Origin of the sequence: Chryseobacterium phosphatilyticum (genome assembly GCF_002899825.2) — a bacterium.
Lineage (GTDB): Bacteria > Bacteroidota > Bacteroidia > Flavobacteriales > Weeksellaceae > Chryseobacterium > Chryseobacterium phosphatilyticum.
The window spans coordinates 427,569-442,611 of sequence record NZ_PPED02000003.1; the positions used below are offsets into that span (position 1 = coordinate 427,569).

11 protein-coding genes are annotated in these 15,043 nt (G+C 36.1%); 7 read left to right on the top strand and 4 right to left on the bottom strand.

Annotated elements, in window-relative coordinates; translation table 11 throughout:
* Positions 1-224: 224 nt before the first annotated feature.
* A complete protein-coding gene (locus C1631_RS13865) occupies positions 225-2,963 on the top strand; it encodes a fibronectin type III domain-containing protein (protein WP_109712803.1) in 2,739 nt (912 codons plus the stop codon).
* A 184-nt stretch (positions 2,964-3,147) separates the two neighbouring features.
* Here the strand turns inward: C1631_RS13865 and C1631_RS13870 are convergent, their stop codons facing one another.
* Complete coding sequence (locus C1631_RS13870; RefSeq protein ID WP_109712805.1) at positions 3,148-4,680, bottom strand: toxin-antitoxin system YwqK family antitoxin; 1,533 nt, start codon at positions 4,678-4,680, stop codon at positions 3,148-3,150.
* Positions 4,681-5,059: 379 nt separating this feature from the next.
* On the opposite strand from C1631_RS13870, the gene C1631_RS13875 reads away from it, so the two are divergent.
* Positions 5,060-5,761: a CoA transferase subunit A gene (locus tag C1631_RS13875; protein WP_109712807.1), complete on the top strand. Its 702-nt coding sequence runs from the start codon at positions 5,060-5,062 to the stop codon at positions 5,759-5,761.
* Between the two features lie 59 nt (positions 5,762-5,820).
* Here C1631_RS13875 and C1631_RS13880 read toward each other — a convergent pair whose 3' ends face one another.
* Entirely contained in the window at positions 5,821-7,623 is a 1,803-nt protein-coding gene (locus tag C1631_RS13880) for an ABC transporter ATP-binding protein (protein ID WP_109712808.1), read from the bottom strand.
* Positions 7,624-7,744: 121 nt separating this feature from the next.
* Here C1631_RS13880 and C1631_RS13885 point away from each other — a divergent pair, with 121 nt between their 5' ends.
* Positions 7,745-8,398 carry a CoA transferase subunit B gene (locus C1631_RS13885; RefSeq protein WP_109712810.1) on the top strand — a complete coding sequence of 218 codons (654 nt, stop codon included), beginning with the start codon at positions 7,745-7,747 and terminating at the stop codon, positions 8,396-8,398.
* 162 nt (positions 8,399-8,560) lie between these two features.
* Here the strand turns inward: C1631_RS13885 and C1631_RS13890 are convergent, their stop codons facing one another.
* A complete protein-coding gene (locus tag C1631_RS13890) occupies positions 8,561-9,388 on the bottom strand; it encodes a DUF4197 domain-containing protein (RefSeq protein WP_109712812.1) in 828 nt (275 codons plus the stop codon).
* A gap of 179 nt (positions 9,389-9,567) precedes the next feature.
* On the opposite strand from C1631_RS13890, the gene C1631_RS13895 reads away from it, so the two are divergent.
* Both C1631_RS13895 and C1631_RS13900 read left to right on the top strand, forming a co-directional pair.
* Positions 9,568-11,817 (top strand): glycoside hydrolase family 20 protein, encoded by a 2,250-nt coding sequence (locus tag C1631_RS13895; protein WP_103248687.1) that lies wholly within the window; start codon positions 9,568-9,570, stop codon positions 11,815-11,817.
* 17 nt (positions 11,818-11,834) lie between these two features.
* Positions 11,835-12,476 (top strand): Crp/Fnr family transcriptional regulator, encoded by a 642-nt coding sequence (locus C1631_RS13900; protein ID WP_109712814.1) that lies wholly within the window; start codon positions 11,835-11,837, stop codon positions 12,474-12,476.
* Between the two features lie 86 nt (positions 12,477-12,562).
* Here C1631_RS13900 and C1631_RS13905 read toward each other — a convergent pair whose 3' ends face one another.
* Positions 12,563-13,585: a serine hydrolase domain-containing protein gene (locus tag C1631_RS13905; protein WP_103248689.1), complete on the bottom strand. Its 1,023-nt coding sequence runs from the start codon at positions 13,583-13,585 to the stop codon at positions 12,563-12,565.
* 325 nt (positions 13,586-13,910) lie between these two features.
* Here C1631_RS13905 and C1631_RS13910 point away from each other — a divergent pair, with 325 nt between their 5' ends.
* Entirely contained in the window at positions 13,911-14,474 is a 564-nt protein-coding gene (locus tag C1631_RS13910; RefSeq protein ID WP_109712815.1) for a YeeE/YedE family protein, read from the top strand.
* A 25-nt stretch (positions 14,475-14,499) separates the two neighbouring features.
* Positions 14,500-14,988: a DUF6691 family protein gene (locus C1631_RS13915; protein WP_103249768.1), complete on the top strand. Its 489-nt coding sequence runs from the start codon at positions 14,500-14,502 to the stop codon at positions 14,986-14,988.
* The last annotated feature ends 55 nt before the right edge of the window (positions 14,989-15,043 follow it).

The window sequence follows — 15,043 nt, forward strand, 5'->3', positions numbered from 1 at the left end:
TACAAAATAGTTTTTGAATATGCCAAATAATTAATGTGTTAAAAACTATAATTTTTTAAAATAGTTTTTATTTAAAACTTAATATATCCTTTACGTTTTCATCAAATTGAGTTTATACTGGTGTTATACTTTTGCCCGAAGTAAAAATTCAATAAATTTTTTTCACTTTTTATTGAATTATTTCTTTTTCACTTTATATTTAACTACTTAAAAATTAATTATATATGAAACATTATTTCTTCTTTTTTTGTTTCGCGATCCAGATGACATTTGGACAGGTTTTGTTTCCTTATTTACAAAATCCGACCCCCAATTCTATGATCGTCAATTGGAAGACAGCTTCCAATAATGAAACTACGGTAATTTATGGAGACTCTCCAGCAAATCTGAATGTGACTGTAACCGGAACCACCAATATCTTTTCGGATACCGGCTACAACAATAATTATTATTACCATACTGCCAAGATTACCAACTTACAGCCCAACACAAAATACTATTATAAAATAAAAACGGGAACGAGTGAATCTGCGGTGTATAATTTCAGGACACTTCCACAGCCAGGACAAGCGGTTACCGCTAATGGAAAAATTCGTTTTTTGATCATGGGAGATAATCAGATCAAAGCCGAGCCACGCTACGACAGTCTTACGTTGAATGCTTATAAAAAGTTAAAAGAAAAATATGGAGCCAGCACGGATCCTTCAGATAACATTGCATTGACATTTATGGTAGGAGATCAGGTAGATGTGGGAACATTGGATCATTATGAAAATGTTCATTTTAAAAAGAACATCAAATTATCTCCATACCTTCCCATCCAGACTACGGTAGGAAATCACGAAACATATGGAACTCTGGGAATGAATTCTTATTACGCTCATTTTTATATTGATGAGATTAAATATAAGAATATCAGCTCAGGAAATGAAAATTATTATGCTCAGCAGGCAGGAAATGTACTATTTATCAGTTTAAGTTCTGAGCATACCGGAACAGCACAACAGACATGGCTTCAGCAGGTATTGGATGCCGCAAATAATGATTCAACAGTAGATTGGATCATTTCTTTAAGCCACAGACCCTACCAGGCAGAACAGTATGTAGGAGATATTTCTACATGGGTAAGAAACAATGCAGTACCTCTTTTGGTAACTTCGAACAAATATCTGATGCATGTAGGAGCTCACCATCACTTGTATCACAGGGGACAATTGAAAGATTCTCCGAATTATCAGATTATTTCAGGAGGAACTGCCTGGGATCAATATTGGGGAATGTCTAATGAGCAGGACTTTGATGATGTTCAGAAAACACTGACAGATTGGACCTATCAGATTGTTGAGGTAGATATTCCAACTGGTAAAGTAGACATCGAATGTTATTCTATCGGTGGAAAATATACCAAGAAAGATAATGTATTAATTGATTCTTTCCACAGATATAAAAATCAACCAAAACCGGCAAAACCATCTATCACCAATACATTTTCAGGTACAACAACGCTGCCTTTAACATTGAACGGGAGTGTATTTTCCTCATCAAATAACGAACTTTTAAATACCACCCAGTTTCTGATCAGTAAGGCACAGGATTTTTCTGTTATTGAAAAGGAAGTGTACCGTGATTTTGAAAACTGGTTCGGAAAAGACGGAAACGGAAACCCGGATGTAGCCAAGAATTTAAATGCTGGTGTAGATATTACCAAAGTTACTTTACCGGGAAATTCAATTCCTAATGGGGTATATTATGTAAAGGTACGTTACAGAGACAGAAATCTTGAATGGAGTGACTGGAGCGATGTGAAGCAGTTTGAAATTACAGGGAGTGTTGTTTCCAATCCTACTTTTGCTTTGGATAAAGCAGAATATGCTCAAAATGAGCAGATAAAAGCGACCTTTACTGGTGGACCTGGTAATCAACAGGATTGGGTAGGAATTTATAAAAAAGGACAGATCCCAGGTGCATCTGTTACTTCTCAAGGTTATGTGTATACCAACGGACAAACAGCAGGTACAGCAACTTTCAACAATGGATTAGCCAATAAAGGGCAGTACTTTGCCGGATTCTTTGCCAATAACGGGTATACGGAAATCACACCAAGAAAAAATTTCTACGTAGGACCAAATGTAAAGCTACAGGCTACCGCAGATACGTATCCTGTAGGAGGAACCGTAACCATTAACTTTACTGACGGACCCAATCTTCAGAAAGACTGGATCGGAATTTATAAGATGGGGCAAACTCCGGGAACCACTAATTCCATCAAATGGAGCTATGTAACAACAGCAGCAGGATCACTGAATTTCACCGGACTTCCAAAAGGATATTATTATGCTCAGTATTTATTGGAAGATGGGTACAACGGAATTGGAAATAAAGTATTTTTCAAAGTGGGAGATATTGTCACTGAATTATGGACGAATAAACCGATTTATGCATTAGGTGAAAGTATTACTGCTTCATGGACGGATTCTCCGGGAATAATAAAAGACTGGCTGGGAATTTACCCGCAGAGTGTGCCGGTTCCGGATGATAACTTTGTCTCTTATACGTATTTTGATGGGGTAACACAAGGAACAAAAACGATTCAGGGAACGGCAATACCTACTACGCCAGGGAACTATTATATGGTGATGTTTACCAATGATTCATATACAGAAGTTTCAAACAGGGTACAGTTTCAGGTAACATCGACGCTGGGAACTGATGAAACAAAGAGTACAGAGAAAAATGTAGTTTTATATCCTAATCCTACAAAACCTGGTGAACCTACTTTTATTAAAAGTGATTATCCGATTGAGAAAATTGAATTGGTATCAGCAACAGGAGACTTGTTGTATGAATCAAAAAATATCAATAACCAAAGATTCTCATTGGTGAATGAAAACCTTCCGAAAGGAGTGTACTTTGTAAAAGTGCATGCAAGAAAATTATTTACTTTAAAACTGATTATCCAGTAAGAAGTAAACTGAAAATAATTCTCATAAAACAGGCTGACAGAAATGACAGCCTGTTTTTATTTATGATATACTATCACTTTTAATTTTCCGCCAGATTTGTTCTACTCAAGAGTCAAAATCTATGCAAACAGTGAAAAAAAAGCAGTTCCAAAAATTGAAACTGCTTTCTATGAATAAATTGTAATTAATCAAAACTATTGTGTAAATCATCTTCCAGGATAATAGCCTGGTTCATAACAGAAAAATAATCATCTCTTGTTTCCGCCAGAACCTTGGTGTCCTGAACCAGTTTTCCTTCTTCATTATATATCTTCAACAGAATCCATTTTCCGCTGCGCTCCAGTTCTTTTGATCCATCCGCTGTTTTCAGCTTGATTTTTCCACTTTGAATAATGCCTCCTTTTACAGAAGCTTTATTGCCCGGTTTTCCTTTTAGATACTGTACCACCTGACCTGTAAAGTTATAATCATCACCATCTTCACTCAGAAGTTGATTAAAGGTGTACAGAATACCTCCTTTCTGATCATAGATGGTTCCGTCGTAAGCATCCTGTTTAGCATTTAATTTTTTCTCTGATCTTAGTTTTTTCTCTTCGGAATATGCTTTTAAATGGACTAAAACCCCGTCTTTAAAATGCCTCTCACTTAGCCCGTCGTAGGCAATACCATTATAAGGAAGATCATCTTTATAGGTTAAGGTAGATTTTAATTTTCCTTCCGGAGAATAATACTTAATTTCCTGTGTAGAACCTTCCTTTAAAAACACTTCACTTGACATTTTTCCATTTTCGTCAAATATTTTATTCACAATGGCTTCTCCGTTTTTATAAACATCTATGGAAGAAATAGCTGTATTATCATAGCTGAACTGATAATCTTCACCATCAAAAGGCTTTAATGCTTCACTTTCTTTATCATATTGATAGGTAAGATGGGCTATTTTTTTTCCGGATTCGTCATAAGTGGTTTTATAACCGTCTTTTTTACCTAGTTTCTGTTCCTGTATAATTTTCCCGGCTTGGGAATAAATAACACTTTCTTTGATGGTTCCATCACTCTTATATTTGTCAATTTTGGAAACCCTCATTGGATTATAGTAATAATCGACCTGTGTGCTTTCTTTACCGGATTCAGAAGTGCTGCTACCAATATATTTACCTTTTTCATCGTAATATCTGTTTTCATAGCTTCCCCCTTTCAACACAGATTCACTTCTGATTCCCTTAATATCTTCATCATAGATAATCGTTTGGGATGGAGTAGAATTCTCATATACTGAAATACTGTTATAAAAGATTTCGTTTTCCGGATCTTTATATCCATAAGATTTTCCATTGAATGTACCATCAGCTTTGTAAACCACATCTTCTATCACTCTACCGGTAACATCATAAATTTGAGACAGCCCTATCTGTTTACCTTTCGAATAGGTTGAGGTGTTCATTATTTTTCCTTCCGGAGTATACCATGTTACCTTACCATCAAATACTTCATTGTTTGGCGTGGTGTCTGAAGCCAGACCTTCCATCTGAAGCGTTCCGTTTTTATAAAAATCTTTAATGAGAGTAAGTTTACCTTTTGGAGTGGTCTCGCGATAATATTCCATTTTATCCTGGGTGGTTTTTTCCCAATTTTCATCGAAATACGTTTTTTCCTGCGCATATACATTGATGCTGAGTACCAAAGCAAGTAGGGCAGATGTAAATAATTTTTTCATGTTTTATTTAGGTTTTGATTGTGAGTTTATGATTAATGTGATTGGTAATAATTGACTGTGAAGGTCAAAAAAATATAATTGACAGTGAATTGGTGTGTTGTGAAATAATTTTACATTGAAATTGTGTTTAAATAATTTATATAAAAACTGTAAAACAGACAGTATTTTAAAATTTGGAGCCCCAAATATAAATCAATTTGACGAGATGTTTGCTATAAAACGAACAGACTTGTTCACTTTTTGTGGTAAATATTTGATTATAATAGGGTTAAATGTAAAAAAAATATGATCCAAAAAGGATTATATTTAGGATTATTTCCATTGGTCGGATATACAGGAAAATTTATTAAATTTAGCCAACAGAAAAATCTAATATTTCATGATAGATAAAAGAGTAAAAAATGCAAAGGAGGCCATCGAAGGTATTCAGGATGGAATGACATTGATGCTTGGAGGATTTGGACTTTGCGGTATTCCTGAAAACTCAATTAATGCTTTGGTAGAAAGTGATGTGAAAGATCTGACTTGTATTTCCAACAATGCAGGGGTAGATGATTTCGGGTTGGGACTACTGCTTCACAAAAGACAAATTAAGAAAATGATCTCTTCCTATGTAGGTGAGAATGCTGAATTTGAAAGACAAATGCTTTCAGGTGAACTGGATGTTGAACTGACTCCACAAGGGACTTTAGCCGAAAAATGCAGAGCTGCTCAGGCGGGAATTCCTGCTTTCTATACACCGGCAGGGTACGGAACTGAAATTGCTGAAGGTAAAGAAGTAAAAGAATTCAAAGGAAAACCTCATATTTTAGAACACGCTTTTGACGCAGATTTTTCAATTGTTAAAGCCTGGAAAGGAGATCATGCCGGAAACCTTATTTTCAAAGGATCTGCAAGAAATTTCAACCATCCGATGGCAGGAGCTGGAAAAATTACAATTGCTGAGGTAGAAGAGTTGGTAGAACCGGGAGAACTGGATCCTAATGAGATTCACATTCCGGGAATTATGGTTCAAAGAATTTTCCAGGGAGAAAAATTTGAAAAAAGAATCGAACAAAGAACGGTGAGAACTAAGGAATAAATTCCTGTTGAGAATATTGATACAATAAAAAAAGCGCTGAAATAATTTCAGCGCTTTTTTTATGCTTGTGGAGTAAGGGTTTTTCTTTCCCCGATCTGTTGTCGCCACATGGCATAATATAATCCTTTTTCGGCAATTAGATTATTGTGAGATCCGGTTTCTATGACTTGTCCCCGTTCAAGGACATAAATTTTGTCGGCATGCATAATAGTACTTAATCGGTGGGCAATAAGAACGGTAATCTGTTCTCTTTCTTTTGAAATGTCTTTAATGGTTGTTGTTATCTCTTCTTCCGTAATACTATCCAGTGCTGATGTAGCTTCATCAAAAATTAACAAATGAGGTTTTCTTAAAAGAGCCCTTGCAATTGCTATTCTTTGTTTTTCCCCGCCACTTAGTTTCAAGCCACCCTCACCAATAACGGTTTCTATCCCTTTCTCTGCTCTCTCCAGTAATGCAGTACAGCTTGATTTCTGTAAAGCAATTGCAAGTTCCTCTTCAGTTGCTGCAGGATTAACGAAAAGCAGGTTTTCTTTTATAGTTCCCGCAAATAACTGGGTGTCCTGCGTTACAAAACCAATCTGATTTCTCAGCTCATCAAAATCAAATTCCTTTCCGTTGATACCATTGTAAAAAATATTCCCTTCCTGAGGCCTGTACAATCCCACCAGTAATTTTACCAGTGTACTCTTTCCGGAACCGCTTGGTCCTACAAAAGCAATAGTCTCCCCATTTTTGAGATCAAAAGAAATATTATTTAAAGCCTTATATTGGGCAGACTGATGCTTGAAAGAAACATGCTTAAATTCAAGTTCCTCAATAGCACCAATTTGCTTTGGGTGAAGAGGTTTTTCTTCTACCTCTTTTTTCATCAAACGGTCAAAATTCTGAAGAGACGCTTCTGCTTCACGATAAGAAATAATAATGTTTCCAATTTCCTGCATGGGACCGAAAATAAAGAAACCATAAAACATTAAAGACAGATACTGTCCGGGAGTAACAATATTTTTAAAAATTAAATACAATAAAGTAAGAGTAATCATCTGCTGAAGAAAATTGACCATCGTTCCCTGAATAAAACTTAAAGAACGGATACTTTTCACTTTTCTCAGCTCAAGACCAAGAATCTTATAGGTATTGTTATTTAAACGGATGACTTCCTGATTGGTTAATCCTAAACTTTTAACAATCTCAATATTTCTTAAACTTTCTGTAGTACTTCCGGCTAAAGCTGTTGTTTCAGTAACAATATTTTTTTGAATAACTTTTATTCTCTTACTCAACAAATTGGTGACAATGGCAATAAAGAAAATTCCACAAATATAAACCGGCATAATCGACCAGTGTAAGCGAATAGCATACACTGAAACGAAAATAATGCTCACCAGAATACCAAAGAAAATATTGATGAAATTAGTAATGAATTTCACCGTATCCTCTCTTACTTTTGTTAAAATTGACAAGGTTTCACCACTTCTCTGATCCTCAAATTCCTGATATGGCAGGGCCATAGAATGTTTTAAACCATCCGTAAATATTTTAGCTCCAAACTTTTGGGTAATCACGCTGACCACATAGTCCTGAAAAGCTTTGGCAATCCTGCTTACCATAGCCGTCCCGATAAGCAAACCTAAAAAATAAAAAGCACCATGGTATACGGGGCTTCCATATAGATATTCATTCAGATTTCTGGGTAATAATTTTTCTTTATCAAAAAAATTAGGGTGAGTAACCAGCTGATCCAGAATATTTCCTGTGATAGCCGGGGCAAATAAAGAAAAAACCTGGTTAATCGTGGCTAAAAATAAAGAAATGAGAATCAACCACTGATAAGGTTTAAGATATTTAAAAAGTATTTTCATTCTGTTAAAATAATAGAGCAAAATTACAGATATTATTTTAACTAACAGTGTTAATTATTAAGACCGATAAAGCCTTTTGTATTCAGCTGAAATTAATTAAATTGCAGTCTAAGTTTTTATTATGCTTACAAAAGAACAAATTGCCAAAAGAATTTCAAAAGAACTGAGAGATCGCTATTATGTAAACCTGGGAATCGGAATTCCCACTTTGGTTGCCAACTATGTTCCGGAAGGTATTTCCGTAGAATTCCAGAGTGAAAACGGAGTTTTGGGAATGGGACCTTTCCCTTTCGAAGGGGAAGAAGATGCTGATATTATCAATGCAGGAAAACAGACTATTACTATTTTAGACGGAGGCTCATTCTTCGATTCTGCCTTCAGTTTCGGGATGATCCGTGGCCAGAAAGTAGATCTTACGATCCTTGGAGCAATGGAAGTTTCTGAGAATGGAGACATTGCCAACTGGAAGATTCCGGGAAAAATGGTAAAAGGAATGGGAGGTGCTATGGATCTGGTAGCTTCTGCAGAAAATATTATCGTTGCAATGATGCACGTTAATAAGGCAGGAGAAAGTAAAATTCTTAAAAAATGTACTCTTCCGCTTACAGGAGTAAATTGTGTAAAAAGAGTCGTTACCGAATTAGCCGTTTTGGATGTAACACCGGAAGGTTTCAGACTGGTGGAGAGAGCACCTGGCGTTTCAGTAGAACATATTGTTAATGCTACAGAAGCAGACTTAATCATTGAAGGAGAAATTCCTGAAATGCAATTCTAAATACAATAAAACAACAGCGGGCCCACTTGTGGGCCCGCCGTTGTTTTTAATGGGGTCACTCATGCACAAATCCTTTTTTATTTGTGAATGAGTGGCAAAAAAGGACTATTCCGTCAATGAAACAAATGAAACAGTCATTAATATTTTAAAACATGAGCGATCTTATTTGTTATCCTGCGCTCCAAAAACCTTCTGCAGAATACTTGTTGTTCTCATGGCGGGTGTATTTCTGATTCCACTTTCTTTCTGGGCTACCATTTTGAAAACTCCGTTGATTGTTTCCGTAGTTACATATTCATTAAGGTCTGTAGTTACCGCCTGTCCTGTAAATGTATTGTACTTTGAGATCAGGTTTTTCCAGACAGTGTCGGCACCCACTTTTCCTAACGATGCTTTTACTTTTGGCTGAAAAGCAGTAAACAGCTGGCTTTGTGTTTTGCCTTGCAAATAATTGGTAGCAGCATTATCTGTTCCCAATAAGATATTTTTGGCATCAGTAATGGTCATGGAAGTAATCGCATTGGTAAAAATGGGAGCAGATTCCGTAACGGCATCTTCAGCAGCTCTGTTTAAAAGTTTTACCCCTTCGTCTGCAAGACTTCCCATTCCCAGAGAACGTAATGTAGTATCTATTTTTCTTAATTTTTCAGGCATTAAGATTTTTACCGCTTCATTTTTGAAAAACCCGTCCGTTAAAGCCAGTTTTTTTACTCCATCGGTTACCCCAAGGGTTAACGCTTCTTTTAACCCTGATGAAATCTGGGGTGAAGTGAGGTTTCCAAGGTTGACAGGAGAACTACTGGAGTTGGAACTGGTGTTTGTTGACGTTTGAGTGGGGGGAGTAGTAGTGGTTGTCCCCTTGGCCTTGACAGGAGCATCAAGATCAACGCCTGTCTTATTTTTAACGGTAGATTTTATAATATCAAAAATCTGTGCCTGGGTAGAAACTGAAAATAATAATCCGGCTGCTAATAAAATGCTTTTTTTCATCGTATTTTTTTTACAAATTTAATTGTTTTATTTTTTATTCGCTTACACTTAGCAAAAAGCAAACCATAAAAAACAGATGCCTTTTTTATAACATGTAAGTAAGCTGAAATACAGTTGTTAAAAAAATAGGGAAGAGTTTTAAAATTTAATTATCTTAGCTAAAACCTTAACTAAACCCCATGGTACGAACAGTTTTAACCCTTTTTATATTGCTTTCAAATGTAGCTTTTTCTCAAAATAAGCAAAATTTGATCCCTTATCCTCACAATATCCAAATAAATGAAGGAAAGTTTACTATTCCGGAGGTATTAAAATTAAATAAAGATTTGCCAAAAAATGAAACTGAATATTTCAAAAAGAGAGTGAGCCCAATGGTAAAATTTCAGGATTCAGGGAAATCGGAAGCACAATTAGTGTATGTGAAGTTATCAAAAGCTCCGGTTGGGAAAGAAGAGTTTTATAGTCTTGATATTTCGCCCAACCAGATACAGATCCAGTCGTATACTCAACAGGGATATTTTTTGGCTCTTCAGACCTTGATTCAGCTATTTGAAAAACATAAGGCAGATCGGAAAATTCCGGTCTTAAAGATTGAAGATCAACCCAAATTTGCATGGAGAGGAATGCATCTGGATGTATGCCGCCACTTTTTTACAGTGGAAGAGGTCAAACAATATATTGATTATCTGGCCATGTATAAACTGAATACTTTTCATTGGCATTTAACAGATGACCAGGGATGGAGAATTGAAATCAAAAAGTATCCGAAACTGACGCAGATCGGATCTAAGCGTAAAGAATCTATGATCGGAGCTTATGCTGATAATACCTTTGACGGAAAACCGTATGGACCTTATTTTTATACTCAGGATCAGATCAAAGATGTTGTAAAATATGCTCAGGACAGACACATAACCATTGTTCCGGAAATAGAGATGCCAGGACATGCTTTGGCAGCATTATCTGCTTATCCGGAATTGGCATGTACCAAAGGCCCTTTTGAAGTGGCTACAAAATGGGGTGTTTTTGATGATGTATTTTGTCCTAAAGATGAAACATTTACATTTTTAGAAAATGTTTTAAGTGAGGTTATTCAGCTGTTTCCTTCACAATACATTCATATTGGCGGTGATGAGTGTCCGAAAACACGATGGAAAGAATGTGCTCACTGCCAGGAGTTAATAAAGAAAAACAATCTGAAGGATGAACACGGTTTACAAAGTTACTTTATCCAAAGAATTGAAAAATACGTGAACAGTAAAGGGCGAAAAATTATCGGTTGGGATGAAATTTTAGAAGGTGGATTAGCACCTAATGCTGCTGTCATGAGCTGGACAGGAGTGAACGGAGGAATTGAAGCTGCAAAATCAAACCATTTTGCTGTAATGACGCCAGGAGCGTATTGTTATTTTGACCACTATCAGGGAGATCCACAATCAGAACCTAATGCTTTTGGAGGATTTACCCCGCTGGATAAAGTATATTCCTATAATCCTATTCCTTCCGAATTAACCCCGGAACAGGCAAAATATATCATGGGAGTACAAGCGAACTTATGGACAGAATATATTGATAATTTTAAACAGGTTCAGTATATGATATTTCCAAGGTTAATGGCACTGTCAGAGGTAGGATGGGGTACATCGGACCCTAAAAACTATAAAGATTTTGAAAACCGGGTAATCAGCCAGTTCAAAGTTTTGGATAAAATGGGGGTGAACTATGCCAAAAGTATCTATAATATTTCCGGAAAGGTAGTTCCAGGCAACAAAGGAATTACCTATGAATTGTCAACTTCACAGAATTCAGATGGCATCAGATATACTATTGACGGAACAGATCCTTCTATAAACTCAACAACCTATCAGGGAGCTATTTCAATTCCTAAGTCTATGACTGTAAAATCCGCTTACTTTGAAAACGGTCAGTTGAAAAGTTCAATCTCTTCACAGCAATTTACGATTTCAAAAACTACAGGAAAGAAAATTACACTTGAAAATCAACCCAGCGAAAACTATTCATTTGGTGGTGCGGCAACTTTAGTTGACGGAATCATTGGAAATTCAAGACAATTAGGTAAAACATGGTTGGGCTTTAATGGTAAAGATGTTGTTGCTACAATAGATTTTGGGCAAAAAACAACCTTTTCACAAGTATATTTTAATACTCTTGAAAATAAAGGAAGCTGGATTCATCTGGCAAAATCCGCAAAAATTTTCATCTCTGATGATAATAAGAACTTTAAACTGATCAAAGAAGTTGGGAAAGAAGAAATTCAAAATGCCAAAGGGAAAATACAGTTGAATGCAGGACAACAAAGCTCAAGATACTTTAAAATAATGATCGAAAATGCAGGAATAATCCCTGCCGGAAATCCGGGAGCTGATTCTAAAGCATGGCTTTTTGTAGATGAAATAGGTGTAAATTAGCAGATAGACTTTTTTAAATGCAGGATAGTATATTATGTTCAGAATTCTCTTCTTCACCGGATCTTATTAAGAAGCTATACCAGTTCGGAATAACAAAAAATTACAATGAAGGAGATCTCATTTTAGATGAAAATGCCTCCATTCGCTCTATTCCGATTGTGATGAAAGGAATGATCAAAGTGATCAGGACAGAAGAAGACGGAAGAGAAATCCTGCTGTATTACATTAAAGCCGGAGAAAGTTGTATTATGTCTTTCCTTGGTGGAATGCACAATGAAAAAAGTATTGTAAAAGCCGAAGTAGAAGAAGATTCTGAATTGCTTTTTCTTCCTGTAGATAAGGTTTCATTATTCATTAAAGAATATCCGGAATGGCTGGATTATATTTTCAGACTTTATCATAAAAGATTTGAAGAACTTCTGGATATCATCAATGCTATAGCTTTTAAAAAAATAGATGAACGTTTACTGAAGCTGCTTCATAAAAAATCTGAACTCACAGCCTCGGATATCATACACACGACTCATGAACAACTTGCCAACGAGTTGGGAACGTCTAGGGTAGTGGTTTCCAGGCTCCTCAAACAATTGGAAGAAGAAGGAAAACTGAAACTGGGCAGAAATAAGATAACCCTTCACAAAGCAAGTAAACAATACTAACACCCTCAATTAATAAAAGATACTCAGATTCCCCTCTTCCGGAGGGGTGTCAAATCGAAGATTTGACGGGGTGGTCAAAACAGTTCTCAATTCCCTCCCCGCAACACTTTTTGCTCAGCATTCAGAAATTCATACACAGGAAAAGCATCCCCTTGATTGGTTAATGCAATAATGTTGGTATTACTTTTCAGATCCCGCCAGATCAGGCATCTGAAACCATTCACTCCACCTGTATGCATCGCCGTATTACCAGAAACAAACCATCCAAAGCCATATTCACCGGACTTTCCATTTTTAAGAATGGGTAATTCGTACATAATTCTGGAGTTTTGCTCATTTAAAACACGATGTTTTCTTAAAGCCTGATCGAAAGTATACAAATCCCCTGGGGTAGAATAGATGCTGCCATCTCCTGTGGTCAGCAGGTTATAATCATCAGGTCTTTTCTTTGCATCATATGCTTTAGCTCTGTCTGAAGGTGGAATTATGTTTGCATCATATACAAATGAATGTTGCATTTTTAAAGGAATAAATATTCTGCTTTGCATAAATTGACTATATGATTGTCCCGATAACGTTTCAATAATTTGTCCTAATACAATATATCCACTGTTGCTATATTCGAATTGACTTCCTGAAGGAAATCTTAACCCGGATTGTTTTTTCAGAAAATCCAGGACATCTTCATTGGTAATCTTATGATTCGTAGTTAATACCTTCTCGTAATCCGCCAGTCCGGAAGTATGATTAAGGAGTTGCCGGATACTTACATTTTGGGCATACGCGGGAAGGTCGGAGATATAGTGGCTTGCTTTATCATCATATGACAACAGATTTTCCTGTTGCAGCAACATAATTCCTACAGCAGTAAAAGGTTTGGTAATTGAAGCAATGCAGAAGGGTGTTTCTTTTGTTAACGGAATTTTTTCCTCCAGGTTTTTATATCCTAATGCAGTATCACACATTACTTTTCCCTCTTTAACAATAAGAACAGTGCCATTAAATTTTCCCTTTTTATAAAAATTAAGTACAACATCTTTTTCTGACTTTCTATCGCACGAAAATAAAGTTAACAGAACACCGCTGAAAATAAATAATATTTTATTCATAATAGTAAGTTCAATGTTCAATATGTCAGATAGATAGATCTGGACGTTACAGAGGAAATTAAATTAAACTAAAATATTTCTAACGATATGAAAGATGTTGTCATTTTCAAATAAAAAATAATCTACAGACCTTGTGTAACAAAAGTAGCAGTAGCAGTTGAGGAAAAGTATCAAATTTGTCATAAAGAATAGAATCAAAAATAAGGACAATGAAAATAAGACAGATGTATACAAGGGATTTAAAGATAATACCTGATCTCAAAAAACAAGAAAGAGTATAAAGTATCATTAATTTTGTTTCAGATTAACCTATGAATAATTGAATATGTTAGAGAGTATAAAAGAGCCCTGGCCCTGGTATATTGCAGGTCCGTTAATCGGACTTACAGTTCCTGCTTTGCTGCTCATGGGAAATAAACCCTTTGGAATAAGTTCGACCTTAAGGCATGCCTGCGCTGCCTGTCTGCCTGCCAATATTGATTTTTTTAAATATAACTGGAAAAAAGAATCCTGGAATTTATTTTTTGTCTTAGGAATTTTAATCGGTGGAATAATTACAGCCAATTTTATGGTAAACCCTTCTGAAATTACTGTTAATCCCCATTTAAAAACTGAATTGGCAGGATATGGAATTACAGAGTATACCAATCAGGTTCCAGTGCAGTTGATGAGTTTTGAAAGTTTGTTGGGTTTGAGAGGATTTATTATAATGGTTGTAGGTGGATTTTTGGTGGGTTTTGGAACACGGTATGCGGGAGGATGTACCAGCGGGCATGCCATTATGGGACTTTCCAACTGGCAATGGCAGTCTCTGGTAGCTACTATTTGTTTTATGATAGGAGGATTTTTAATGGCCAACTTTGTTTTACCTGTTATTCTTTCTCTGTAAGTATAATTTTAGCAGAAGTAAATTAATGATAAAAGAAAAGAGAAAAAATCCCAGCCATCAGAACGAGGTTGTAACAACTAACCATAAGATGCAGAGTAAATGGTATCATAACCTGAAGTATCTCGCGCTAGGGGTTATATTCGGAATGATATTCGTGAAAGCAGAGGTCATCAGCTGGTTCAGAATACAGGAAATGTTTCGTTTACAGTCTTTTCATATGTACGGAATCATCGGAAGTGCTGTGTTGGTAGGTATGATCTCCGTATTTCTGATTAAAAAATTTAAGATCAAAACCATGAATGGTGACCCTGTCACTCTGAATTCTAAAAAATTTAATAAAGGTCAAATCTATGGCGGATTGATTTTTGGCTTTGGCTGGGCCATGACAGGGGCTTGCCCCGGGCCCCTTTTTGCACAGATTGGTACAGGTGCTCTGGCAGTATCTGTTAGTCTTTTGAGCGCTGTTGCCGGAACATGGGTATATGGATACTTTCGGAACCAATTACCTCATTAAAGATTCAGATATTATGATAAAAGACTGTAGAAATGATCTGCAGTCTTTTGTATAA

Excerpts from the sequence above, each read along its gene's own strand:
- C1631_RS13865 (WP_109712803.1), top strand. The coding sequence starts at position 225 with ATGAAACATTATTTCTTCTTTTTTTGTTTCGCGATCCAGATGACATTT.
- C1631_RS13870 (WP_109712805.1), bottom strand. The coding sequence starts at position 4,680 with ATGAAAAAATTATTTACATCTGCCCTACTTGCTTTGGTACTCAGCATC.
- C1631_RS13875 (WP_109712807.1), top strand. The coding sequence starts at position 5,060 with ATGATAGATAAAAGAGTAAAAAATGCAAAGGAGGCCATCGAAGGTATT.
- C1631_RS13880 (WP_109712808.1), bottom strand. The coding sequence starts at position 7,623 with ATGAAAATACTTTTTAAATATCTTAAACCTTATCAGTGGTTGATTCTC.
- C1631_RS13885 (WP_109712810.1), top strand. The coding sequence starts at position 7,745 with ATGCTTACAAAAGAACAAATTGCCAAAAGAATTTCAAAAGAACTGAGA.
- C1631_RS13890 (WP_109712812.1), bottom strand. The coding sequence starts at position 9,388 with ATGAAAAAAAGCATTTTATTAGCAGCCGGATTATTATTTTCAGTTTCT.
- C1631_RS13895 (WP_103248687.1), top strand. The coding sequence starts at position 9,568 with ATGGTACGAACAGTTTTAACCCTTTTTATATTGCTTTCAAATGTAGCT.
- C1631_RS13900 (WP_109712814.1), top strand. The coding sequence starts at position 11,835 with ATGCAGGATAGTATATTATGTTCAGAATTCTCTTCTTCACCGGATCTT.
- C1631_RS13905 (WP_103248689.1), bottom strand. The coding sequence starts at position 13,585 with ATGAATAAAATATTATTTATTTTCAGCGGTGTTCTGTTAACTTTATTT.
- C1631_RS13910 (WP_109712815.1), top strand. The coding sequence starts at position 13,911 with ATGTTAGAGAGTATAAAAGAGCCCTGGCCCTGGTATATTGCAGGTCCG.
- C1631_RS13915 (WP_103249768.1), top strand. The coding sequence starts at position 14,500 with ATGATAAAAGAAAAGAGAAAAAATCCCAGCCATCAGAACGAGGTTGTA.